Consider the following 22614-nt stretch of genomic DNA (forward strand, 5'->3'; position numbering starts at 1 on the left):
ATGTATTCATTTTATACAATGTCAAAAGATGGATGATAAAAAGATGGCTTTCCATGTGGAAATATGTTCTCCCGCAACGAAATATAGAATAGAGCCTGTATTTGATAAAATAAAAACGTTGGAAGGAAATCGCGCAGGATTGCCTTATGGTGGTAGTTCTGGGAGTTGGGGAGATTCAGGCTCAACTTGGACAGAACAATACGGAACACCTATTGGAGCAGATATTACTTACTATTCAAGATATGAAGGAACGGAAACTTTTTATCGGTTAAATGTTGACTTTCCGATGGATACTATAAAGGATTATATGGAACGAGCCTATTCCATTTGGGACGATTTGAAAGGTGAAACTCAGGAATATAAAAGATTGGGAAGAGGATATCGTGCTTCTAATGGAGTTAACTCTTATGATAGTTTTTCTACATTGGTTTTCGGTTTTGCTCCTAAAGGGATGGTCATTGTATGGCTTAATTTTGGAAACACCCGTATTGAACTGGGAAGATATCAGGCACAGCCTATTACAGATCCTACAGAAATTGCCAAAGCAAAAGAAAAATATATGGCAATGTATCGCATAAGTCCGGAACGTTACGAAGAAGCAATTAAAGAGTTATATATTCCTGATGCCAGCCCCAAAGAATGGGATGATTACAGACAACGCTACCATTGGCGTCCGGTGGTAACCTCTACAAATCCTAAATTCAGGTTGTTTGAAGTGCTCAATTATACTTATAATGGGGAAAAAGAAGGGGCATTGAGACCCTGGGTTTTAAATATGCCTTACAAAGAAAGAGCAATTCCTCAGGAAATGGTATTTTTCTGGGAAACCGGAAAAGAGAAACCGGAACAACTAAATGCGCGTGCTTTTTTCAACTGGGAAAAGACCAACGAAGCCTTTAAGCAAGCAGGAAACAAGATCGATATGCAGGTGAAAATTGCACCGGACAATGATTCTATAGAAATTTTACTCAATGGTAAACCCTTGGAAACAGACAGTATCCGGATTTACCAATGGTCAGGGGATTATAAGGAAAGCTATAAGTAATCTAAATATTGACATTTGAAAATGGATAGTAGATGTATTTTGAAGAGTATTTTGTGCTTTATATTATGTATTCATTTTATACAATGTCAAAAGATGGATGATAAAAAGATGGCTTTCCATGTGGAAATATGTTCTCCCGCAACGAAATATAGAATAGAGCCTGTATTTGATAAAATAAAAACGTTGGAAGGAAATCGCGCAGGATTGCCTTATGGTGGCAGTTCAGGGAGCTGGTGGGACTCAGGGAAATCATGGACAGAACAATACGGAACACCTATTGGAGCAGATATTACTTACTATTCAAGATATGAAGGAACGGAAACTTTTTATCGGTTAGATGTTGACTTTCCGGTGGATACCATAAAGGATTATATGGAACGAGCTTATTCCAGAGTAGAGGATCAGAAAGGAGAAACTCAGGAATATAAAAGATTAGGGAGAGGTTTTGAATCTGGAGGAGGAAAAGCTTATGACAGTTTTTCTACTTTGGTTTTTGGTTTTGCCCCCAAAGGCATGGTTGTGGTATGGCTCAACTTTGGAAATACCCGTATTGAATTGGGACGTTACCAGGCTCAGCCTGTTACAGATCCTGTAGAAATTGCCAAAGCAAAAGAAAAATACCTGGCAATGTATCGCATAAGTCCGGAACGTTATGAAGAAGCAATTAAAGAGTTATATATTCCTGATGCCAGCCCCAAAGAATGGGATGATTACAGACAACGCTACCATTGGCGTCCGGTGGTAACCTCTACAAATCCTAAATTCAGGTTGTTTGAAGTGCTCAATTATACTTATAATGGGGAAAAAGAAGGGGCATTGAGACCATGGGTTTTAAATATGCCTTATAAAGAAAGAGCAATTCCTCAGGAAATGGTATTTTTCTGGGAGACCGGAAAAGAAAAACAAGAACAACTAAATGCGCGTGCTTTTTTCAACTGGGAAAAGACCAATGAAGCCTTCAAACAAGCAGGCAATAAAATTGATATGCAGGTGAAAATTGCACCGGACAATGATTCTATAGAAATTTTACTCAATGGTAAGCCTTTGGCAACAGACAGTATTCGTATTTACCAATGGTCGGGCGATTATAAGGAAAGTTATAAGTAAAAGACGTGTCAGATCTGCTCTGTTTCTGCACCTAATTTAAATGATTAAAGAAAAAAATTTCCACATTAAAAAAAAATGAAACCCTGATTATTTCAGGGTTTTTTTGTCTTGATTGTGTCATTTTTGTCACAAAAATAGGATATGGTACAAATGTTGTGAAATAGACTATGTAAATTAAATATAAAAAAATTAGAAAAAAATATAAAAATATTATGAGTAAAAATAATTGGAATTGACTTAGGAACAACCAACTCTTGTGTTGCTGTAATGGAGGGTAAAGACCCTGTTGTTATTCCTAACGCAGAAGGTAAAAGAACAACTCCTTCTATCGTAGCATTTACAGAAGATGGAGAAAGAAAAAGTAGGTGATCCTGCAAAAAAAGACAGGCTGTAACCAACCCAACTAAAAACAGTTTACTCTATCAAAAAGATTTATCGGAACACACTTTAAAGAAGATGCTAAGGAGATCTCAAGAGTACCTTATAAAGTGGTTGCAGGGCCAAACGATACTGTAAAAGTAAAAAAATTGACGATAGAGAATATACTCCACAAGAAATTTCTGCAATGACTCTTCAGAAAATGAAGAAAACTGCTGAAGATTATCTTGGACAAGAAGTAACAAGAGCAGTAATCACTGTTCCTGCATACTTCAACGATGCTCAAAGACAAGCTACTAAAGAAGCTGGTGAAATTGCGGGTCTTAAAGTAGAAAGAATTATCAACGAGCCTACAGCTGCTGCATTAGCTTACGGTCTTGATAAAAACCATAAAGATCAAAAAATTGCAGTATATGACCTTGGTGGTGGTACTTTCGATATCTCTATCCTTGATTTAGGTGATGGTGTATTTGAAGTATTATCTACAAACGGAGATACTCACTTAGGAGGTGATGACTTTGATGATGTGATCATCAACTGGATGGCTGATGAGTTCAAAGCTGAAGAAGGTGTAGATTTAAAATCAGACGCTATTGCTCTTCAAAGATTGAAAGAAGCTGCTGAAAAAGCAAAAATCGAATTATCTTCTTCTCCACAGACTGAAATCAACTTACCATACATCACGGCTACAGCTACAGGTCCTAAACACTTAGTGAAGACTTTAACTAAAGCTAAATTCGAGCAATTATCTGCAGATTTAGTAAGAAGATCTATGGAGCCGGTTGCTAAAGCATTAAAAGATGCAGGTTTATCAACTTCTGATATCGATGAGGTAATCTTGGTAGGAGGTTCTACAAGAATCCCAATCATTCAGGAAGAAGTAGAAAAATTCTTCGGTAAAAAACCATCTAAAGGTGTTAACCCGGATGAGGTTGTAGCTATTGGTGCAGCAATCCAAGGAGGAGTATTAACAGGAGATGTAAAAGACGTATTACTTCTAGACGTTACTCCACTTTCTTTAGGAATCGAAACAATGGGTTCTGTATTCACTAAATTAATTGACGCGAACACTACGATCCCAACTAAAAAATCTGAGGTATTCTCTACAGCTTCTGATAACCAGCCAGCTGTAAGCATCAGAGTAGGACAAGGTGAAAGATCGATGTTCAACGATAACAAAGAAATCGGTAGATTCGACCTTACAGATATTCCACCAGCACCAAGAGGAGTTCCTCAAATCGAAGTAACTTTCGATATTGATGCAAACGGAATCTTAAGTGTATCGGCTAAAGATAAAGGAACTGGTAAAGAGCAAACTATCAAATCCAGGCTTCTTCAGGTCTTTCTGACGAAGAAATCGAAAGAATGAAAAAAGAAGCTCAGGAAAACTCTGCAGAAGATGCTAAGAGAAAAGAAGAAGTTGAAGTTTTCAATAAAGCTGACGGATTGATCTTCCAAACTGAAAAGCAATTGAAAGAATTCGGTGAAAAACTTTCTGCTGACAAAAAAGCAGCTATTGAAACAGCTCACACAGAATTAAAAACTGCTTTCGAAGCTAAAAATGTAGATGACGTAAAAGCTAAAACTGAAGCGTTAGATGCAGCATGGATGGCAGCTTCTGAAGAATTATATGCAGCGGGTCAACAGCCAGGTGCTGATGCAGGTGCTCAAAATGCTGGCGGAAACAACGCTGGTGGTGAAGATGTACAGGATGCAGACTTCGAAGAAGTCAAATAAGTAGCAATTATCATCGATTAATATCGACCGGAATAAATTGGCAAATCGCTGTAAACGTAATGTTTACAGCGATTTTTTTTGTTTTTGTATTTTTTATTAATTGTTGATTTTAATCGATTTTTGTTGTAATTTTGTATCATACTTGTACCGCGTGTTATTTGGGTAGTATGTGCGTCTTATGCGCCTTAAATATAAAAAAAACTCAAAAAACGGAAAATGTTCAGGATGTTATTTCAGAATGGGATTTAGTAAATTGAAAATACCTAGGGTATGTGAGCAGTGTTCCAAACCCTTTGAAGCAAAAACAGTTATGACTCGTTTTTGCTCTTTATCTTGTAATAATAAAGCATTAAAAGAGAAGAAAAAACTTGAAAAAGAAAAAGTAGAAAAAGACACTCTTTTACAAAAATATAAGAACAAGATTGCCGAAGTTCAGAATAGGGAATTTATTTCAGTTGCAGAAGCAACTGTTATGTTTGGACTTTCCAAAGATACTGTGCACAGATGTATAAACGAGGAATCATTACTGGAATTAATCTAGGCTCAAGACTGACTCGTGTGAAGCGATCAGATCTGGAAAATTTATTTTCAGCAGTTGAAATACCGGAAGAAAAGGAGGTAATAATTGAGAAACCCAATTTTGAAGTTGGTAATTGTTATACAATTTCCGAAATTAGTTCAAAATTCTACGCTGATCCAGGAACTGTAACGAACCTAATTAAAAGAAACAAAATTCCGACAAAGAAAGTTGGAAGTTTTGTGTATGTTCCTAAAGATTTAATTGATAAAATTTTTGACGGAAAATGAAAGAGTTATTAAAAACCAAAGTTACCGTACGATTGCGAAAATCCGAATTCCGAAAAGAATGGTTTATTTATTTGGAAAGTTATCCTGTGATGATTCCTGGTAAAGATAAAGTTCAGAGAATCCGGGAATATTTGAACCGAAGCGTCACAACCGTAGATTTTGATAAGAAAAGACCTGCAAGAACAACCCAAGAATCCGTTTCATTTAAACCTAAAAGAGATGACAATGGTATTATCGTTTGCAAAAGCGAAAATGATCGGGAAACAATGTTCTATGCAGATTCTATGCGTAAATTACGTCAGAGAGAATATGACAATATTGAACTTTACAGCGAACTTGACAAAATTCAAGTAGAGCAAAAAGAAAAATCCCAAGAGAATTTTGTGAGATATTTTGATCTGCTGGTTAGTAAACGACATAGAAACAATTCCGAATCTATTCAAATAAATTGGTATCGTTCGATAGAATTTCTAAAAGATTTTGGAGGCGAAAAAATTATGTTTTCGCAGATCAATACAAAATTCTGTGAACACTTTAAATCATATTTGTTGACTGCAAAAAGTGGCAGCAATAAGGAAGAGATTATTTCTCAAAATACGGCTTCAACTTATTTTTCTGTATTCAAAGCTGCATTAAAACAAGCTTTTATTGATGGATATTTTACGACTGACATTTCTGCTAAAATAAAAGCGATTCCGCACGAGGAATCACGACGGGAATATTTAACACTTGATGAACTTAATACCTTAGTTGAAACGCCTTGCGAACTTGAAGTTCTTAAAAGAGCAGCACTTTTTTCAGCGTTAACAGGTCTGCGACATTCCGATATTCAAAAACTAACGTGGAACGAGATAAGTATTGAAAACGATCAGGCAAAAATAAATTTTACTCAAAAAAAGACTAAAGGTGTAGAATATATGCCAATGTCTAAGCAAGCATTACAGCTTTGTGGTGAAGTAGGTCTTCCAAATGATTTGATTTTTAAAAATCTGACTAATCCGGCTTGGATTTCCCGTCCTTTGAAGAAGTGGATTGAAAGTGCTGGAATTACTAAAAAAATAACTTTCCATAATTTTAGACACACTTTTGCAACGCTTCAGCTTTCGAGTGGAACTGATATTTACACAGTGAGTAAAATGCTTGGTCATACGAACGTAAAAACTACGCAGGTTTACGCAAAGGTTGTTGATGAAAAGAAAAATAAAGCTTCGACTGCTATTCATTTAAAAAACTTATAAAATGCACTTGAAATATTTCGAATATATTGTCATCTACCTTTCCGTTCTATTAGTATGTGTAATAGGGGGAGCGTTAGCAAGAATTTCTTTTCTCGGAAAAGGTGGTGACGAATATACCGCAAATATTGTATTTTGGTCAATCACAGCATTAAGTATATTATTTTATGCACTTATTATCTTATTTCTCGATGGTATAATTGTCTTATTCAGAAAGATTTTCCCTAAAAAAGGTAGTTCCGAAAATTCTACTGAAGATTTGCTTCCATCTAAAAATCCTGAGAATGTAGGGGAGAAGCAAAAACAAATAATTGATGAAAATACGCCAATCTATTTAGTCGAAAATTCGGAGGAAAACATTGTGAATCAAACTACAGAATCCGTAAATCTGGAATCTATAAGAAAAACTCAACTGCAGCAAAAGCAACAGAATGAAAGTGTAAAACTACAAATCGCTCTAGATTACACTCGGAATCAATTTGCATTATATGTAACAGATGAAGATCTTGATACACTCTGTAATGCCGTATGTTTTTACTCAAAAAAAGAAGAGATTCCTAACGGTATTTCTGTCCATACCAAAGAATTATCTAATCTAGACCTTTATCATTTCGGTTGGAATCTTTGGAATTATTTTAGACCAATAAAACAGGAAGAAATTTCAAAATTATTAAAAACTGTATTTGTTTCGCTTGATGATATTGATTTAGATAGTATCAAGTCACATTTGAAAGATGAACCTCAAAAAGGTAATATCAAAATTCAAGAAGACTTGACAGACTACCAAAAAACATAAAAAATCACAAAATGAAGTGTATGTTTAGTGATTCCTCTGTGATTGCGTGTTTATAGCGATCACAGAGGAATCACTTTTTTTCTTTGCATCATAACAATTAAAAACAATAGTTATGGATAGCAATGACATTTCATTTGAAAACCTGCCAAGAGCAGTAGCGCATCTGGTTAGCGAAATAGCTGAAATTAAATTTCTGGTAGAAAGGAAGGAACCTCCGATAATTCCAGTAAAAAGAATTCCGATTGATATTGTAGAAGCTTGCCAAATTATAGGTAAGGCAAAACCTACTGTTTATACTCTAGTGCGGAAAAGATTGATTCCCTGTTATAAAAATGGCAAGAAACTCTACTTTTTTGAGGATGAACTATTGGATTGGATCTCGAAAGGAAAGAAGAAAACATTACAGGAAATCCAATCTGAAGCGGAAGCCAGTTTCAGAAAAAATTCGAGAAAGGCAAATGTGGATTCTAACCAAAATCTACAAAGATGAGCCAAAAAATCCCCTACATCCGAGTTGGAACAACCTATTATAAAGTAATAGAAAAGCCATTAATTTCTGGAGATAAAACTTCAGTTTTGGTTAGATGGAATCGAGAAACAATCGTAAGTGATCACGGAAAAACATATGTGTCAACTGTGCCAAAATTTGATGGTTTCTGTTGCATTCCGGAGCATTTAAATTATCAACAAATCGTTCAAGGTTTCTATAATATTTACAATGAAATTCCATTTCATCCTTCATCTGAAACGGAAGATTTGAAATCTAAAATTCCATTTTCTTTGAATTTTGTAGCGCATATTTTCGGTGAACAACTGGAAATGGGTTTGGATTATTTGAAAATTCTCCTGCAATTTCCAACACAAATTTTACCTATTTTATGTTTGGTGTCCAAAGAAAGAGCAACCGGGAAATCAACTTTTATCAAGTGGCTGAGAGAGATTTTCGGATTGAATATGACTTACATCAAAGGAGATTCATTCGGAAGTCAATTCAATTCCGATTGGGCAGCAATGTTGTTGGTGGCAATCGATGAAGTTTTCTTTGATAAAAAAGAAATTACAGAAAGATTGAAATATCTATCGACAACTAATAAAGATAAACTAGAAGCCAAAGGAAAAGACAGAGAAGAAATCGATTTTTTCGCCAAGTTTATTCTTTGTTCCAATAATGAGGAGAATTTTATTCAAATTGATGAAAACGAAATTCGATTTTGGATTCTGAAAATCAATCCGATGAAAACCGAAAACACTGAATTTTTGAATAACCTCATTTCCGAAATCCCCAACTTTCTTCGGTTTTTAATCGAAAGACCATTTTCAACGGAGAAGAAAACAAGAATGTGGTTTTCAGCCGATGAGATCAGAACGAAAGCACTTCAAAAATTAGTTTTCAAAAACAACAATAAGCTAGAATCCAAGATCATTGAATTGCTGTACGAGTTTTTTGAAAGCAACAATGATGAAGAAATTAATGTCGTTCCGCAAGACTTGCTGAATATGATAATCAGAATGTTTAGACTTACTTATTGGACGAGAAATGATATTCGAACTCTATTAAAGGAAACTTGGAAATTAAATCCACAAAATAATGGTTTGACTTACATCAGATACGACCTTGATTTTGCAGGAATATTTTACCAAAACAATTCAGTTGGTCGCTATTTCACCATAAAAAAGGATTTTATTCTTAATAAACGTGTTGAAATGTTGAATTGATTGATAATGAATAGAGAATCAAACACTTTAAACTCAACAAAATCCTCAACAAACTTTTAAACGCAACTTTTTGTTGAATGTTTGTTGAGGGGAAAAACTCTAGTTTGTTGAATTGTTGAGCTTTTGTTGAGATGTTAAAGGTAATTAAATCAATAAGTTAAAAGATTTTCTCAACAATTCAACAAAAAATTTCTAACTCAAAACACGGAAAATTTACAGCTATGAATTGCAAACAATTTAATACAATCCCGTTGGAAGAAGTCCTCCTTTCTCTCGGACACCTTCCAACGAAACAAAATGAAAAAGAAGGATGGTATCTCAACCCCTTTGCCAACGAATCCCAAGCCTCTTTTAAAATCAATAAAGGTCTAAACAAATGGTACTTATTTTCAGAAGGAATTGGTGGAAATAACGTTGACCTATTGAAAAAATATCTGAATAAGACTACTAGTGAAGTTTTATTTTGGGCAGAAAATCAAAGCTTTTCTTCTTTTCAAAATCAAAATTTTCCTGATCAGAAGTTCGAAAACCAGAGTAGAAATTATGAGATACTTGACGTTAATGAAATCCAGCATCCTGCACTTTTGGAATATTTAAGAGAAAGAAAAGTTGGAAACCAAACTCAGTTCTTAAACGAAATTCATTATCGAATGAATGATAAAAACTACTTCGGAATTGGTTTCAAGAACGATTCTGGCGGTTACGAAATTCGTAATAAATACTCCAAAATTTGTTTGGGCAAAAAAGATATTTCAACCATAAAAAACGGATCAGAATCGCTTCGGATTTTCGAGGGCTTTTTCGATTTTCTTTCCTTTAAAAATCTAGAGAATTTTTTAGAAAAAGAACCTGTCGATTATCTCATTTTGAATTCCGTTTCGATGATTCACAATATTAAAAGTTCACTAGGAAATTATGAAAATATTGAGCTTTATTTTGACAATGACGAAGCAGGAAATCGTGCGGTTGAAATGATTAAAAATGAAAATCAAAGCGCAGAAGATTGTCGGGTTTTATATTCAGATTTTAAAGACTTAAATGACTGGATGATTCACAAAAATCCATTACCTGAAAGACAAGTCAAACAAAGGCGGAGGTGAGTAAAATAAATACAGGTAAAATATGGTGGTATGTTAGTGCAAAAAGTACCCAAAGTTTACAATAAGCGTGTCCGCTGATTGCAAAATTGGGATTTTTGATTTCTTCCTATCGTCAGAAATGTTTTTTAAATGCGCTAAAATTAATACAATGGAAAAAGACTTTTTACAAGAATTTATAAACCAAGCCACCAAAGAAAATGAAGCCAATATTGCTCAGGAAAAGAGAAAAAAATATTTTCAGGAAATAGGTCGGAAGGGCGGTTTAAAAACCAAACAAAATAAAAAACTCGACAAAGTTATTTCGATAAGAATGACCAATTCTGAATATGAAATTCTAATTCAAAAACAAAAAAAATATCCGCTAAAATTGGCTACTTATATCCGGAATGTTTTGTTCGAAAAAGAACTCAAAATTAATGAGTTTCAAACAGATGAAGTATTACTCAAATATGGAAATCATTTCAAAAAAATAAGCAATCTTTTGCGAAATCGGGAATGGAATGTTTTTGAAAATAAGAAAGAGATTTTAGAAAATATTGAAAATCTGATCGAATTGATTCATCAATATTTATATTCAAAAACTCAGAAAAATGAATAATTCGGCAACCACAAGGTCTATCACAAAGATTGCTTTGGAATACAATGGCAATGATAAAGGAACAGCCGAAATGATTTCGTCAAATTGTCTTTTAAGTTCAAATCTGGAAGGTCAGTATTTAGAAATGAAAACAGTAGCCGACCGAAATCCTAAAGTGAAGAAATGGGCATTGACAGGCTACATTTCTCAACCGGACGAAATTGGCAGGAAATTGCAGGATGAAGAATTCGCAGAAATCGCTACCAGAGCTTTAAGAAAAATTGGAGTGACAAACACAAATCAGTACCGATTGGATATTCACAACAGTACGAAACATAAGCATATTCATTTTATAGTAAACAGGATTGATATTTCGGGAAAATGCACTGTGAAAGCACACGATATCGGAAAGAGATTTGGTGAAGCTGTTCGAGAGGTCTGTAAAGAGAAAGGATTATTGACCGATGTTGAAATTGGGATTCAAAAAAAACAAGAAATGCTGAAAAGCTTAACCGATGTTATTAGGTCAGAAAATAATTTTGATGATCTGATTGTAGCAATGAAGAAAAGAGGTTTTGAAATTCAATTGTCTTCAAATGTCAAGGATGGAATTTCGGGAATGCGGATCGTGATGGAAAAGGACAAAAATCATCAAACTGAAAGGGTTTATAAAGCGGGATACAAATTGTCTGAAATTTCAAATCAATTGAAAATTTCTGAAATAAAATCTGTATTTGAAATGAAAAAAGTGGTCAGGGAAGCACAACAAAACGCTGACAACTTAAAAGAGTTTAGGGAAAATCTACAACAAAAGGGATTTTCTGTGAAGATCCAATACAAAGGAGATTTTAAAGCCGGTCAAAAAAATGAAATTCAAGATTTATGGATAAATAGAATTGGTAAAAGTCAAGAGAAAAACGGATTCTTTTTTCGAAAAAATGTCGGGTTCTCTCTGTCGGCAATAGATTCTGATCTTTGTGATCTGGTAAAATCATTAACTCAAAGTAGTGTAAATAATGATGCAGGTAATCTTTTGAAAACAGAAAAAAATGAAAGTTTAATAGAGATTGCAGGTGGATTATTAGGTGACTTTCTTAATCCAACCTATGTTTCTCAGGAGGAAGAAGAACTCTGGAAAAAGAAGCGGAAAATAAAAAGATAGTCAAAAATTAAATAAAAATAAATATGGAAAATGAAAATAAAGAATCTAAAAGTAACGGAATGGAACTTTTAGAAAATGTAATCAAATCAAATATTGAAAATATTGAACAAAATATCAAACTTCAGTCTGATATCGAAGACCATACGAATCTGCTGAACGAGATACAAATGAGTTTGCAAGAGATGCATTCGATCTATGATGATGCAGTTAGATTTTCAAAATTAGAGGAAGCCAAAAGAACTGAATTTCTTGACAGTATTCCTTCTCAGGTAGAGACAGTTCTTTCAAAAGAAACTAAAGATGATTTGGAAGGTTTTGGGAAGGATATAAAATGGAAGAAGATATTTATTTGGAGCGGAGTTGGAATTTTTGTCTTTTCTGTTGTAGTGCTGATTGCCTCCATAAATTTCGCAACCAATTGGTACAAAGAAAGCATCAAAGCCAAAAGTGAACTGCGCGAAGAAATTTTAAATGAAATTGCTGATGAAGGAAAAAAAATCTACAATGAAAATGAGATTAAAATTCTCTGCGAAAACACTCAAATAATGCAGTTGTGGATTAAGAATAATCCTAAAAAAGCAGAAGATTTTTTAAGGTTTAAAGATGGATTTGAAGCGAGTATGAAATCAAAATAAATTAATAAAACGTGGATAATGATCTAAATAAATCTTAAGATGTATAGTTCTAAAAATGCTGATTCTTTCAAAAAACAGAATAGTGAGCCGATTAAAAACATTAATCGGCTCATATATTTTAGTATATTTGAGCCAAATAAATTATGTAATCGGCTCATGGAATATATTTGGCAATCAGAAGATTTCCCGACATTCGTATTTAATAAGCCAGAAATCGTTCCGCTGATTCAACAGTTTGCGCACGATTTGGGCGAAATATCTGGAATTGTGATGGGCTTTTCTGAAGAAAATAGACGAAATTTATTTGCTGAAATTATGCTTTCTGAAGCACTAAAAACATCAGAAATTGAAGGCGAATATTTTAGTCGGGAAGATGTGATGTCCTCACTGAAAGCCAATTTAGGCATCAAAGATTACCATCAAAGCAACCGGAACAAAAAGGCAAATGCCATTGCACATTTGATGATAGAAGTTCAAAACAGCTATCACAAGCCAATTTCCGAAAAAATACTTTTGGACTGGCACCATATCTTGATGGATAATGAAAAAGGAATTAATGCCGGACAATTTCGAACAGGAATAGAGCCTATGCAAGTGGTCTCGGGTAAATTTGGTGATTTCGTCATCCATTATGAAGCACCACCTTCTGAGGATTTGCCACTGATGGTACCGCAATTTTTGAAATGGTATAATGACTTTGAAATGAACGACATTGGGAAAATCGGAGAAGGTGTCGTGCTTTCGGCATTAGCGCATCTATATTTTGAGACGCTGCATCCTTTTGAAGATGGAAATGGTAGAATAGGACGTGCTTTGGCGGAAAAAGCTTTGTCCGAGAAACTTGAAACCCCTGTTTTTATTAGCATTTCAAAATCTATTGAAAAGGATAAAAACAGTTACTACGAAGAATTAAAGCTGGCTCAGCGAAATCTTGAGGTAAACAGCTGGATGCTATATTTTTGCTCAATATTGCAGGATGCTTTACTCGATTCTAAAAATCAAGCACTTTTTACTTTGAAGAAAACTTTGTTTTTCAATCAATTTAAAAGCCAACTTAATGAAAGAGAATTGAAGGCTATTCAGAAAATGACAGAAATGGGAGAAAATTCTTTTGTTGGCGGAATGAATGCGAAAAAGTATATGTCTATCAACAAAATTTCTAAAGCTACTGCAACCAGAGATTTACAACATCTTTCCGAAATTGGAGTTTTTCTAAAATCGGGTGGTGGCCGTTCCATTTCTTATCAATTGAATTTGTAAATAATCAAGTGTTATTTCTGGATGTTCGTTATGTCAATCAAAATAGATGTTTTTGTATGAAATAGCAATCATTTGTGTTATGAAACAACAAGTAATCCTTCCGAAGTTCACTCAACTGTTAGAGCATATGGGAGAAAATATTAAGCTTGCAAGAAAACGAAGAAAACTCACAACCGTACCGGTTTCTGAAAGAACATACATTGGATGTTCAACACTTTAGTGCTAAAGTTTAGGTAAAAAAAGAGCCCACGCCGTTGTATATACTTTTAAGTATTTAGTGAGTGTTCACGACCTCACCCTGCGGGTTTACAAGCACCCTCGTTATTTTTTTAGCTATCCGATGATCAATTCGATACCGGCTTTTTCTGCTTTGTATTTTATTTTGGTCTGCAATTCATAATAACTCCAATTGCGAAGCACGAATTCCTGTTCTTTTGCAATGCCTATCTTGTCTTCCTGATTTTTAAGAATCAGCGTTCCCGCCTGCTGCCGGATGCAGAAATCAATCAGCTGCCGACTGTACAGATGAAGATGATGACTCACAAAACGGTTTTCCAGATTCTCAGTTTTGTGCAGTGCCTTCTGTTTCCGTTTGGTTCCATTTCCAGAACGGGAATAAGCGACTCCGGCTCGAATCCTTTTATTACTGGCCTGGATCGCCAGTCTGCGGTAGAGGAATTCCTCTTTCGAGCCAATATTCATTCGCGCATTGTTGGCTTTTACCACGATAGGATGTTCTAATGACAGAGATGCTTCAGCAATGATTTCAGGTTTTAAAAGGTGGTCTTCTTTTTCAAATTCAAATACGGCAAGCCAATAGATTTTCCCGGCTTTCAGTTGGATTTGTGATGTGCAAAGTTTTATCTCTGCTTTTAAGAGTCGTTCCATTATTAATCGTTTATCGGAGAAGTCTCTCCCTAAATACGTTTTAACAGGAATAGCAAACATATTGAAACAAAACGCTTTCTTTTCGACATCATATCTCATTTTAGTAGTGCATTTAACAGGAAGCGGAATTGGAATATCTTTCTTAAAGTTTCGCAATGATTTTGATCCCTGCCAGTAATCCACTTTGTTTTTGGAAAAGGTGGATTGAATCGTATTGTTCAGACTTCCCAAAATGTCAGTAGGAATCTCTCCTTTGAAGCGATCAAAAACCATACGTGCAGTTGTGTGTGTTTTCGATCGTGTAAATATTCCCATTTCATCTTTGTTTACATCCGCTAGTTTGTATTGGACACCTTCTGTGAGGTAAAAGAAATCTTTGATCATTTCCTGAACATATAGATGAGAAACAATTAAATTAGCTGCCCGGAAACAGCGGTTTTGATACCGATAGAGTTTTTCCCACATCTCTTTTTGTTCATTTGCAGGAAGATCGATCAGCAGCTGAATTCTTCGGGTCAATGTCATCGTGGATTTTTCCATTTCAAAGAGGTATTTCAGAAGTGTTTTGATTTTGTAAATGTTGATATGCATACAGAAATTCCCGATGAACTTCTTTTTCCGGTAGTTGGAGTTCCTGTGCAATCAGCGCAAACGAAGATTTCTGTTCAAACCGTCTTTTGATGATCTCGAGCTGCTGGCTACTGAGTTGTTCTGACTGCTCTTTTTTATGTGCAGGTTTTTCCTCCGGCTGCTCAAAAGAAGTGACTTTAAGAATTTTCCGAAGCTCATCTATGGCTTTGCTCACCTCCTTGCTGATGCCTGTCACGCTGCTTCCCATAGCTTCTGCAATCGGTTTGTACTGGAAGCCATATTCCAGGCAAAGTTCTATCAGGTGTTTTCTTTTGGGATTCAGAACGGGTAACACCTTTGTGATTTCATCGAATTTATTTTGATCGGATTCCTGGTTATGTAAATACTCTTTATCTTTCAAGGGATCGTAACCTGCAAGATATTCCTGATAATTCTCAAAACTGTCAAGAGAAGCCATCAGGCGGGTGAATTTATTCCTTGGCGCACTGACATACGCTATACAATCTCTTTTCATGACAAACCGTAAAAAGCCGGTAATATGATCAGGCGATTCAATGGTGTCGCGGTGTAGCCACAATTTGAGGAAGGTGTCCTGAACAATCGTGTCTATTACAAAATCATCCTTAAGCACCTGCCATCCAACCCAGAAAAGAAGTCTTTTATAACGTAAATGAAGATGTTCGAGAGCGGTCGGATTGCCTTTTTTCAGCAGTTCGAACATTTGAAGATTGGTCAACTTTCGGGGCAACGGGTCTGTTCTTTTCATAAGCAGCGTTTTTAGCAAAACTATTACTAGAAGGAACTGCTTAGATTTCCGTACGAATTATCTGTGCCATTTAATACACTATCTCACTACATCTTGCCCCCAAATAAATGGCGTGAAACTCAACATATCCGAACTGGGGCACTGGTATACCTTATATGCAGATAAGTGAGCTCACGCCTAGGTCGTGAGCTACTTTACTTATCCTCTCGCATATTAAAAATTACCAGTTTTCAGTTCGAGATTCTAAGCAATAGCTTCTATATTTCTTTGAAGTATCGCAAAGTTACATTTCAATAACTTATTTTACAAATATAAAAAAGTTTATTAAAATATGTACTATAGTACATAATATTTTTTGATGTTTTTCATTCACTTTGATTTATGAATGAATCATTAGATGAAATAGAAAGATATGTTATAAGACGTATTAAAGAAATACGAGAATATAAGAGCATTACCCAAGAGGAGCTCTCTCTTTCTATTGGGAAGAACATTGGATTTATTTCACAAATAGAAGCTCCATCCAAAAAAGCAAAATATAATTTAATTCATTTAAATTTAATTGCAATCGCATTAGGGTGCTCCATCAAGGATTTCCTTCCTGACGAACCGATTCGAGATAAGAAATACGATATTAAGGAAATAAAAAAATAATAAATACCGACGAGAGTCGGTATTTATATTTTTAAATAAGGTGAAATACTTCCTTTAAAAACTTTTGTCATTTTTCGATCCAAGTGTTTTGGTTATTGTTTGTTCAGATGATCAGTTTTTTTTTCATTTTAGTGAAGAAATGTGTCACAATACGGAAAGCCGTAATCTATTGATTGTGAAATTTGGCTATATTTGAAAGATTTACATAAAAACTAAGCTATGATCCTGCGTAACGACGGTATTGCAATTGATGGTTTCTGAAGTAAAAGCTATTCATATGGGGTTTTTGAAACAGGAAGGTTATCTAATTTTTGAGCTGAATAACATCCTTGTTCCAATTTTAATGAAGATACTAATATAACGGAAATCAAATCATTTGCTAATAATCCTGTAAAATATTATGCTGAAACTTCTGCCAATCTGCATGCTTATTTTGAAGAATGGGTCAGATGTGCCAGGATAGTAAAGATTAACAAACTACAATAGTACTCTGTCAATTTGAGTGCTTTATAACGATATAAAATTAAATGAACCACGCTGTACACAATAAACTAGTCTCCTTCATCTGGAGTATTGCCGATGACTGTCTGAGAGACGTCTATGTAAGAGGGAAATATAGGGATGTCATCCTGCCAATGGTTGTTTTGCGAAGATTAGATGCTTTGCTGGAACCTACTAAACAACACGTTTTAGAGGAAGTCGTTTTCCAAAAGGAAACAATGAAGTTTACCGAATGGGATGACAAAGGAATGACCGCTGCCTCGAAATACGTTTTCTACAATACCAGCGAATGGACTTTACAAAGTCTTCACGGTTCGGCAACCAACAGCCAGCAGATTTTGCTTGGAAATTTTGAAGATTACCTGAATGGCTTCAGTGCCAATGTGCAGGAAATTATTGAGATGTTCAAGCTTCGGGCGCAAATTAAACATATGGCGAACAAAGATGTATTGCTGGATGTGTTGGAGAAATTCACTTCGCCGGATATTAATTTGACGCCTTTTGAAAAACTGGATACTGCCGGAAGGAAAATTCCTGCGCTGACCAATTTGGGAATGGGTTATGTTTTTGAGGAACTGATTCGGAAATTTAATGAAGAAAATAACGAGGAAGCCGGAGAACACTACACGCCGAGAGAAGTTATTGACCTGATGACGCATATGGTTTTTGACCCGATTAAACATAAAATGCCATCGGTGATTACCATCTATGACCCTGCTTGCGGAACGGGTGGAATGTTGACGGAATCTGAACTTTTCATTACCGATGAAGAGGGCGAAATAAAGGCGACCAATACGTCGGTGTATCTTTTTGGGAAAGAAGTGAACGATGAAACCTACGCCATCTGTAAATCGGATATGATGATTAAGGGAAAAGACCCAGAACATATCAAAGTGGGTTCTACACTTTCTACGGATGAATTTGCTGGAACGAAATTCGACTTTATGCTTTCGAATCCGCCTTATGGAAAAAGCTGGGCGAGTGAACAGAAATACATCAAAGACGGAAAAGATGTTATCGACAACCGTTTTCTCATTAAACTGAAAAATTACTGGGGCGAAGAAGAAGATGCCGATGCAGTGCCGAGAAGCAGTGACGGACAATTGCTGTTCCTGATGGAAATGGTGGACAAAATGAAAGCCATTACCAACAAAAATACCATCGGAAGCCGTATTGCTTCGGTACACAACGGTTCGAGTCTGTTTACCGGTGATGCAGGCGGTGGCGAAAGCAATATCAGACGGTATATTATCGAAAATGATTTGCTGGATGTGATTATCCAGTTGCCGAATAATATTTTTTACAACACAGGCATTACCACCTACATCTGGATTCTGAGCAACAATAAACCCGCTAACCGAAAAGGAAAAGTACAGTTGATTGATGCGAGTGAAATGTATCAGAAGCTGAGAAAAAATCTCGGTAATAAAAACTGTGAACTGACAAAACAGCATATTCAGGAGATTTTGAATTGTTATTTGGAATTGAATGAACTGGATAAAAAAGAGACCGGAAACATTGGTAGTAAGGTTTTTGAAAATGCAGATTTTGGGTATTACAAAGTGAATATCGAAAGACCGAAACGTCTGAAATCCCAATTTACAGCCGAAAAGATTGAAGTGTTGAAATGGGACAAAGCACAACCCGATTTCAGTAAGGCTTTGTTTGAAAAGTATGGAATGGAAGTCTATACCGGACTGGAAAAATACAAAAAGGAAATAGAAGATTTTGCCGAAAAACAAGACCTCAGCATCAATGCAAAACAGCTTTCTGCATTTCTGAAAAAAGAAAACTGGGAAAAACAGGAAGCCTTGTACCAAACGGCAGTTCGGCTGATGGAAGTATTAGGAACAGACGTTTTTACCAATTTTAATGATTTTGGAAACAAGGTAGATGAAGTGCTGAAAGGCGACAAAACCAAACTGTCTGCTTCGGAGAAAAAACAGATTTTAGATACTGTAAGCTGGTATGATGAAGAAGCCGATAAAGTCATTAAAAAAACAGAAAAACTGAGCGGGCAGAAACTGACCGATTTGCTGGATTATTTAAGCTGTACAGAAAAGGATTTGCCTTACTATGGTTATTTCCCCGTGGCTTCGAGTGCCTCAGCCACCGGAAAAGGTGAATATACACTTTATGAAACCGAAAGTGATTTGCGCGACACCGAAAGCATCCCGCTGAAAGAAAACATACAGGATTATTTCTTACGAGAAGTGAAACCTTATGCCGAAGAAAGCTGGATTGCCTTGGATTCTGTAAAAATTGGTTATGAGTTGAGCTTCAATAAATATTTTTACCAACCTGCCCCATTGCGCAGTCTGGAAGAAGTGACCAAAGACATTTTGGCGTTGGAACAGGAAGGCGACGGATTGCTGGCTGAAATCTTAAATTTTTAAATGATGCAGCGATACGAAAAATACAAAGACAGCGGTGTGGATTGGATTGGGGAGATTCCAGAACATTGGGAATGTAAGAGATTAGGAACTTGGTTTACTGAAAGAAAAGAAAAAGTTTCTGATAAAGATTACGCTCCTTTGTCTGTAACTAAAAATGGTGTTGTTCCACAGTTAGATAACGCAGCAAAATCGAATGACGGAGACAATAGAAAACTTGTTAAAGATGGTGATTTTGTTATAAATAGTCGTTCAGATAGAAAGGGCTCAAGTGGATTATCAGTGTTGGATGGTTCAGTTTCTTTAATCAATATAGTAATGAAGCCAAGAAGTATAGATGGAAAGTTTTCACAATATCTACTGAAGTCGCGAGCGTTTGTGGAAGAATTTTATAGAAACGGACACGGGATAGTTGCCGATTTATGGACAACAAGATTTGATGAAATGAAATTTATTCATATCTCGGTTCCACAAATCGAAGAACAACAAACCATTGCTACATTTCTCGATGACAAAACCGCCAAAATTGACCAGACGATTGCCAACAAGCAAAAAGAAATAGAACTGCTGAAAGAACGTCGCCAAATCCTCATTCAAAAAGCCGTTACCAAAGGTTTGGATGATACCGTGCCACTCAAAGACAGCGGTGTGGATTGGATTGGGGAAATTCCGGAGCATTGGGAGGTAGTACCTGGACTAATGGTTTACAGAGAGAATAAAACTAATAATATTGGTATGAAAGAAGATGTTGTACTCTCTCTTAGTTATGGTGAAATTGTAATTAAACCTAAAGAAAAATTGGTAGGACTAGTTCCCGAATCTTTTGAGACATATCAAATTGTAAAGCCAGGGGACATAATTATCAGATGTATGGATTTACAAAATGATAAAACTAGCTTACGGACAGGAATAGCAATCAATAATGGAATTATTACAAATGCGTATTTAAATTTAAATATTATAAACAGTAATAATTCTAAATATTACTACAACTTTCTACATACACTTGATACTACCAAAGTAATATATAAATTAGGTACAGGTTTACGTCAAAATTTAAGTTATAGAGATTTTAAAAGATTGCCCGTCATTGTTCCAACAATCGATGAACAAAATGGAATAGTACGATATATAGACCAACTTAAAATGAAAACCTCTAAAGCCATCTTGCTCAAGCAGCAGGAAATAGAAAAGCTGAAAGAGTATAAAACGGTGCTGATAGATAATGTGGTGACGGGGAAAGTGAGGGTGAGATAAAAAGAAAGATAAATTTTAAAAACTAAATAAATACGAACAACTATGAAAACAAAACTATTATTAGTCGCTGTTCTTAGCATCGGCACAATGGGATTTGCTCAGAAAAAACAGCAAAACCAAACACAATCATCCAACCGTCCGGAGCTGGAAAAATCTGATGTCAGATTAATGATTGAAGACGCTTCTATCACTAGAATCAACAAAGATTGGACGAATATTGCAGAATTCAAATCTGGAATTGGAGAAACAGTTAATTTCTATCCCGTACAGGTGGTAGATTTAAAAACTCGCCAGGTAAGGGAAGCACTACAAGTTGATATGTATATTAAAAAAGGTGGTTCCAATGCCGTAATTGCTGGTGCACTGTCATTGAATCCCGGATTGATGGGTAATGATGATTATATGTCGGCTTGGGTTGGGAAAGACGAAATCGACGAATTTATAGCATTTATAGAACAGAGCATTGTTCCCAATCTTGATTTGAGGTACAAGAAGAAATCCAGCGAATTCATCTTCAACGCAAAAGAAATTACTTTCCGATATATGGTAGATGAGAAGAGAAGAAGATTATCCATCCTTTTAAATAATTACCAAGATGCAGGTTATCCTTTTCATTTTTGGACAGAAGCAAGAGTGGATAAAATTGCTGAACTACTTCCTGTTTTGAAGGATATTCGCGATAAGAAATTGAATTTTGGGGAGTAACTCAGTAAGAACATCTCTTTATCATTTCGTATTCGAAAAAAACAAATTATATAAAGTTATCTTACTCAAACAGCAGGAAATAGAAAAGCTGAAAGAGTATAAAACGGTGCTGATAGAAAATGTGATGACGGGGAAAGTGAGGGTGAGTTGAGAAGGTAAAAAAAACTAAAACTAATAACTATAAAAACAAGGTTAAAAAAATGGCAAAGGACAATATTGCAAAAAATTTAAAATTCGAAGATTTACCAGATTATCAATCAGTAATTAAAAAACTTAATCAAGCAAAACGTTCCAAACACTTGATTATGGGGAATGGATTTAGTATGGCATATGATCATAAAATATTTTCCTACAACGCACTATATGATTTTATTGAAAAATTAGAAGATAAAACCTTATCGAAATTATTTGAAGTTATCAATACAAAGAATTTTGAATTGGTAATGAGACAACTTGATAATTTTATTGAATTGGCTAAAGCATTTGATGATACAGGGGCTATGGTTAAAGCATTGCAAGATGCTAATCGACGATTGCAAGAAAGCTTAATTGAAGCAGTTAGTTCTTTGCATCCAGAACACGTTTTTGCAGTTCCTGATAATGAAAGTGAATCCTGTTACAATTTTCTACAAGAATATTTATCTAACGGCGGAAAAGTATTTTCTACAAATTATGATTTGCTTTTATATTGGATTTTAATGAGAAACAATCCGCATAGTTCAATAGATGGTTTTGGCAGAGAACATTTAAATCCTGTTGAAACTCGAAGAGGAGAAGATGCTGAATTTGGAGAACTTTTATGGGGTAAGTATAAAGAAGAGCAAACCGTTTATTATTTGCACGGAACCCTTCCTATTTTTGATACAGGAACAGAAATAGAAAAAGAAGTTTATAGAAATAGTAAATATCTGCTGGATAACATCAAAGAACGAATGGATAATAAAGAATACCCAATATTTGTAACAGCAGGAAACGGAACTGAGAAACTAAACCACATATATCACAACAGGTATCTAACCTTCTGCTATGAAAGCTTGTCTAAGATTACAGGTTCACTAGTTTCATTCGGTTTCAATTTCGGTGAATATGATGAACACATCATTGATGCGGTAAATAAAGCATCATTGCGTGGTGCGCAATCGGGTGAAAAATTATTTAGTATTTATATCGGAGTTTATTCTGAGGCAGATTTAGAACATATCAAAAATATTCAGGATAAATTTGATTGTAAAGTGAATGTGTATAATGCACAGACAGCTAATATTTGGAGGTGATTCACATAATTAAACTAACTAATACCGAAA

The 22614-nt window shown here is 35.2% G+C and carries 21 protein-coding genes and 1 pseudogene; 20 read left to right on the forward strand and 2 right to left on the reverse strand.

Annotated features, from left to right (window positions below):
• Positions 1-28 precede the first annotated feature (28 nt).
• From QWZ06_RS05500 to QWZ06_RS05570, 15 genes and pseudogenes are all read left to right on the forward strand, one after another.
• Positions 29-1045 carry a DUF2931 family protein gene (locus QWZ06_RS05500; protein ID WP_290296282.1) on the forward strand — a complete coding sequence of 339 codons (1017 nt, stop codon included), beginning with the start codon at positions 29-31 and terminating at the stop codon, positions 1043-1045.
• A gap of 93 nt (positions 1046-1138) precedes the next feature.
• Positions 1139-2152, forward strand: a complete 1014-nt coding sequence (locus QWZ06_RS05505; protein ID WP_290296285.1) for a DUF2931 family protein — start codon at positions 1139-1141, stop codon at positions 2150-2152.
• Positions 2153-2374: 222 nt separating this feature from the next.
• Positions 2375-4267: pseudogene (gene dnaK, locus QWZ06_RS05510) on the forward strand (molecular chaperone DnaK).
• Positions 4268-4505: 238 nt separating this feature from the next.
• The gene (locus QWZ06_RS05515; protein WP_290296286.1) at positions 4506-4808 is read left to right on the forward strand and encodes a hypothetical protein; all 303 of its coding nucleotides are present in this window, start codon (positions 4506-4508) and stop codon (positions 4806-4808) included.
• Between the two features lie 17 nt (positions 4809-4825).
• A complete protein-coding gene (locus QWZ06_RS05520; RefSeq protein ID WP_290296287.1) occupies positions 4826-5074 on the forward strand; it encodes a helix-turn-helix domain-containing protein in 249 nt (82 codons plus the stop codon).
• Positions 5071-6312 (forward strand): site-specific integrase, encoded by a 1242-nt coding sequence (locus tag QWZ06_RS05525; RefSeq protein ID WP_123878895.1) that lies wholly within the window; start codon positions 5071-5073, stop codon positions 6310-6312. The genes QWZ06_RS05520 and QWZ06_RS05525 overlap by 4 nt, the downstream gene beginning before the upstream one ends.
• A gap of 7 nt (positions 6313-6319) precedes the next feature.
• Positions 6320-7105, forward strand: coding sequence for a DUF2214 family protein (locus tag QWZ06_RS05530; RefSeq protein ID WP_128124746.1), 786 nt, complete (start codon positions 6320-6322; stop codon positions 7103-7105).
• A gap of 112 nt (positions 7106-7217) precedes the next feature.
• A complete protein-coding gene (locus tag QWZ06_RS05535) occupies positions 7218-7595 on the forward strand; it encodes a helix-turn-helix domain-containing protein (protein ID WP_123878899.1) in 378 nt (125 codons plus the stop codon).
• Entirely contained in the window at positions 7592-8821 is a 1230-nt protein-coding gene (locus QWZ06_RS05540) for a primase-helicase family protein (protein WP_290296295.1), read from the forward strand. Before QWZ06_RS05535 ends, QWZ06_RS05540 begins: the two co-directional genes overlap by 4 nt.
• Positions 8822-9042: 221 nt before the next feature.
• Entirely contained in the window at positions 9043-9921 is an 879-nt protein-coding gene (locus tag QWZ06_RS05545) for a DUF8464 domain-containing protein (protein WP_290296297.1), read from the forward strand.
• Between the two features lie 148 nt (positions 9922-10069).
• A complete protein-coding gene (locus QWZ06_RS05550) occupies positions 10070-10519 on the forward strand; it encodes a plasmid mobilization protein (RefSeq protein WP_290296298.1) in 450 nt (149 codons plus the stop codon).
• Positions 10512-11660 (forward strand): relaxase/mobilization nuclease domain-containing protein, encoded by a 1149-nt coding sequence (locus tag QWZ06_RS05555; RefSeq protein ID WP_290296300.1) that lies wholly within the window; start codon positions 10512-10514, stop codon positions 11658-11660. The genes QWZ06_RS05550 and QWZ06_RS05555 overlap by 8 nt, the downstream gene beginning before the upstream one ends.
• A 23-nt stretch (positions 11661-11683) precedes the next feature.
• Positions 11684-12295, forward strand: a complete 612-nt coding sequence (locus QWZ06_RS05560; protein WP_290296302.1) for a hypothetical protein — start codon at positions 11684-11686, stop codon at positions 12293-12295.
• 156 nt (positions 12296-12451) lie between these two features.
• Positions 12452-13555: a Fic family protein gene (locus QWZ06_RS05565; RefSeq protein ID WP_290296303.1), complete on the forward strand. Its 1104-nt coding sequence runs from the start codon at positions 12452-12454 to the stop codon at positions 13553-13555.
• 79 nt (positions 13556-13634) lie between these two features.
• The gene (locus QWZ06_RS05570; protein WP_290296305.1) at positions 13635-13775 is read left to right on the forward strand and encodes a hypothetical protein; all 141 of its coding nucleotides are present in this window, start codon (positions 13635-13637) and stop codon (positions 13773-13775) included.
• Between the two features lie 113 nt (positions 13776-13888).
• On the opposite strand, the gene QWZ06_RS05575 is transcribed toward QWZ06_RS05570, so the two are convergent.
• Together QWZ06_RS05575 and QWZ06_RS05580 are read right to left on the reverse strand one after the other, a co-directional pair.
• Positions 13889-14983: a transposase gene (locus QWZ06_RS05575; protein WP_290296307.1), complete on the reverse strand. Its 1095-nt coding sequence runs from the start codon at positions 14981-14983 to the stop codon at positions 13889-13891.
• A gap of 1 nt (position 14984) precedes the next feature.
• On the reverse strand, positions 14985-15800 hold the full coding sequence (locus QWZ06_RS05580; protein WP_290296309.1) for an RNA polymerase sigma factor: 816 nt from the start codon (positions 15798-15800) through the stop codon (positions 14985-14987).
• Between the two features lie 381 nt (positions 15801-16181).
• Between QWZ06_RS05580 and QWZ06_RS05585 the strand changes: the two genes are divergently transcribed.
• From QWZ06_RS05585 to QWZ06_RS05605, 5 genes are all read left to right on the forward strand, one after another.
• On the forward strand, positions 16182-16454 hold the full coding sequence (locus QWZ06_RS05585) for a helix-turn-helix domain-containing protein (protein ID WP_276699117.1): 273 nt from the start codon (positions 16182-16184) through the stop codon (positions 16452-16454).
• Between the two features lie 527 nt (positions 16455-16981).
• Positions 16982-19351 carry a type I restriction-modification system subunit M gene (locus QWZ06_RS05590; protein WP_276699118.1) on the forward strand — a complete coding sequence of 790 codons (2370 nt, stop codon included), beginning with the start codon at positions 16982-16984 and terminating at the stop codon, positions 19349-19351.
• A gap of 3 nt (positions 19352-19354) precedes the next feature.
• Positions 19355-20605 (forward strand): restriction endonuclease subunit S, encoded by a 1251-nt coding sequence (locus QWZ06_RS05595; protein WP_276699120.1) that lies wholly within the window; start codon positions 19355-19357, stop codon positions 20603-20605.
• Between the two features lie 42 nt (positions 20606-20647).
• Complete coding sequence (locus QWZ06_RS05600) at positions 20648-21310, forward strand: hypothetical protein (protein WP_276699121.1); 663 nt, start codon at positions 20648-20650, stop codon at positions 21308-21310.
• A gap of 200 nt (positions 21311-21510) precedes the next feature.
• Entirely contained in the window at positions 21511-22584 is a 1074-nt protein-coding gene (locus tag QWZ06_RS05605) for a DUF4917 family protein (RefSeq protein ID WP_290296313.1), read from the forward strand.
• Positions 22585-22614 lie beyond the last annotated feature (30 nt).

The sequence above is a fragment of the Chryseobacterium tructae genome (genome assembly GCF_030409875.1).
Lineage (GTDB): Bacteria > Bacteroidota > Bacteroidia > Flavobacteriales > Weeksellaceae > Chryseobacterium > Chryseobacterium tructae.

Excerpts from the sequence above, each read along its gene's own strand:
- QWZ06_RS05500 (WP_290296282.1), top strand. The coding sequence starts at position 29 with ATGGATGATAAAAAGATGGCTTTCCATGTGGAAATATGTTCTCCCGCA.
- QWZ06_RS05505 (WP_290296285.1), top strand. The coding sequence starts at position 1,139 with ATGGATGATAAAAAGATGGCTTTCCATGTGGAAATATGTTCTCCCGCA.
- QWZ06_RS05515 (WP_290296286.1), top strand. The coding sequence starts at position 4,506 with ATGGGATTTAGTAAATTGAAAATACCTAGGGTATGTGAGCAGTGTTCC.
- QWZ06_RS05525 (WP_123878895.1), top strand. The coding sequence starts at position 5,071 with ATGAAAGAGTTATTAAAAACCAAAGTTACCGTACGATTGCGAAAATCC.
- QWZ06_RS05535 (WP_123878899.1), top strand. The coding sequence starts at position 7,218 with ATGGATAGCAATGACATTTCATTTGAAAACCTGCCAAGAGCAGTAGCG.
- QWZ06_RS05540 (WP_290296295.1), top strand. The coding sequence starts at position 7,592 with ATGAGCCAAAAAATCCCCTACATCCGAGTTGGAACAACCTATTATAAA.
- QWZ06_RS05545 (WP_290296297.1), top strand. The coding sequence starts at position 9,043 with ATGAATTGCAAACAATTTAATACAATCCCGTTGGAAGAAGTCCTCCTT.
- QWZ06_RS05550 (WP_290296298.1), top strand. The coding sequence starts at position 10,070 with ATGGAAAAAGACTTTTTACAAGAATTTATAAACCAAGCCACCAAAGAA.
- QWZ06_RS05555 (WP_290296300.1), top strand. The coding sequence starts at position 10,512 with ATGAATAATTCGGCAACCACAAGGTCTATCACAAAGATTGCTTTGGAA.
- QWZ06_RS05560 (WP_290296302.1), top strand. The coding sequence starts at position 11,684 with ATGGAAAATGAAAATAAAGAATCTAAAAGTAACGGAATGGAACTTTTA.
- QWZ06_RS05565 (WP_290296303.1), top strand. The coding sequence starts at position 12,452 with ATGGAATATATTTGGCAATCAGAAGATTTCCCGACATTCGTATTTAAT.
- QWZ06_RS05570 (WP_290296305.1), top strand. The coding sequence starts at position 13,635 with ATGAAACAACAAGTAATCCTTCCGAAGTTCACTCAACTGTTAGAGCAT.
- QWZ06_RS05575 (WP_290296307.1), bottom strand. The coding sequence starts at position 14,983 with ATGGAAAAATCCACGATGACATTGACCCGAAGAATTCAGCTGCTGATC.
- QWZ06_RS05580 (WP_290296309.1), bottom strand. The coding sequence starts at position 15,800 with ATGAAAAGAACAGACCCGTTGCCCCGAAAGTTGACCAATCTTCAAATG.
- QWZ06_RS05585 (WP_276699117.1), top strand. The coding sequence starts at position 16,182 with ATGAATGAATCATTAGATGAAATAGAAAGATATGTTATAAGACGTATT.
- QWZ06_RS05590 (WP_276699118.1), top strand. The coding sequence starts at position 16,982 with ATGAACCACGCTGTACACAATAAACTAGTCTCCTTCATCTGGAGTATT.
- QWZ06_RS05595 (WP_276699120.1), top strand. The coding sequence starts at position 19,355 with ATGCAGCGATACGAAAAATACAAAGACAGCGGTGTGGATTGGATTGGG.
- QWZ06_RS05600 (WP_276699121.1), top strand. The coding sequence starts at position 20,648 with ATGAAAACAAAACTATTATTAGTCGCTGTTCTTAGCATCGGCACAATG.
- QWZ06_RS05605 (WP_290296313.1), top strand. The coding sequence starts at position 21,511 with ATGGCAAAGGACAATATTGCAAAAAATTTAAAATTCGAAGATTTACCA.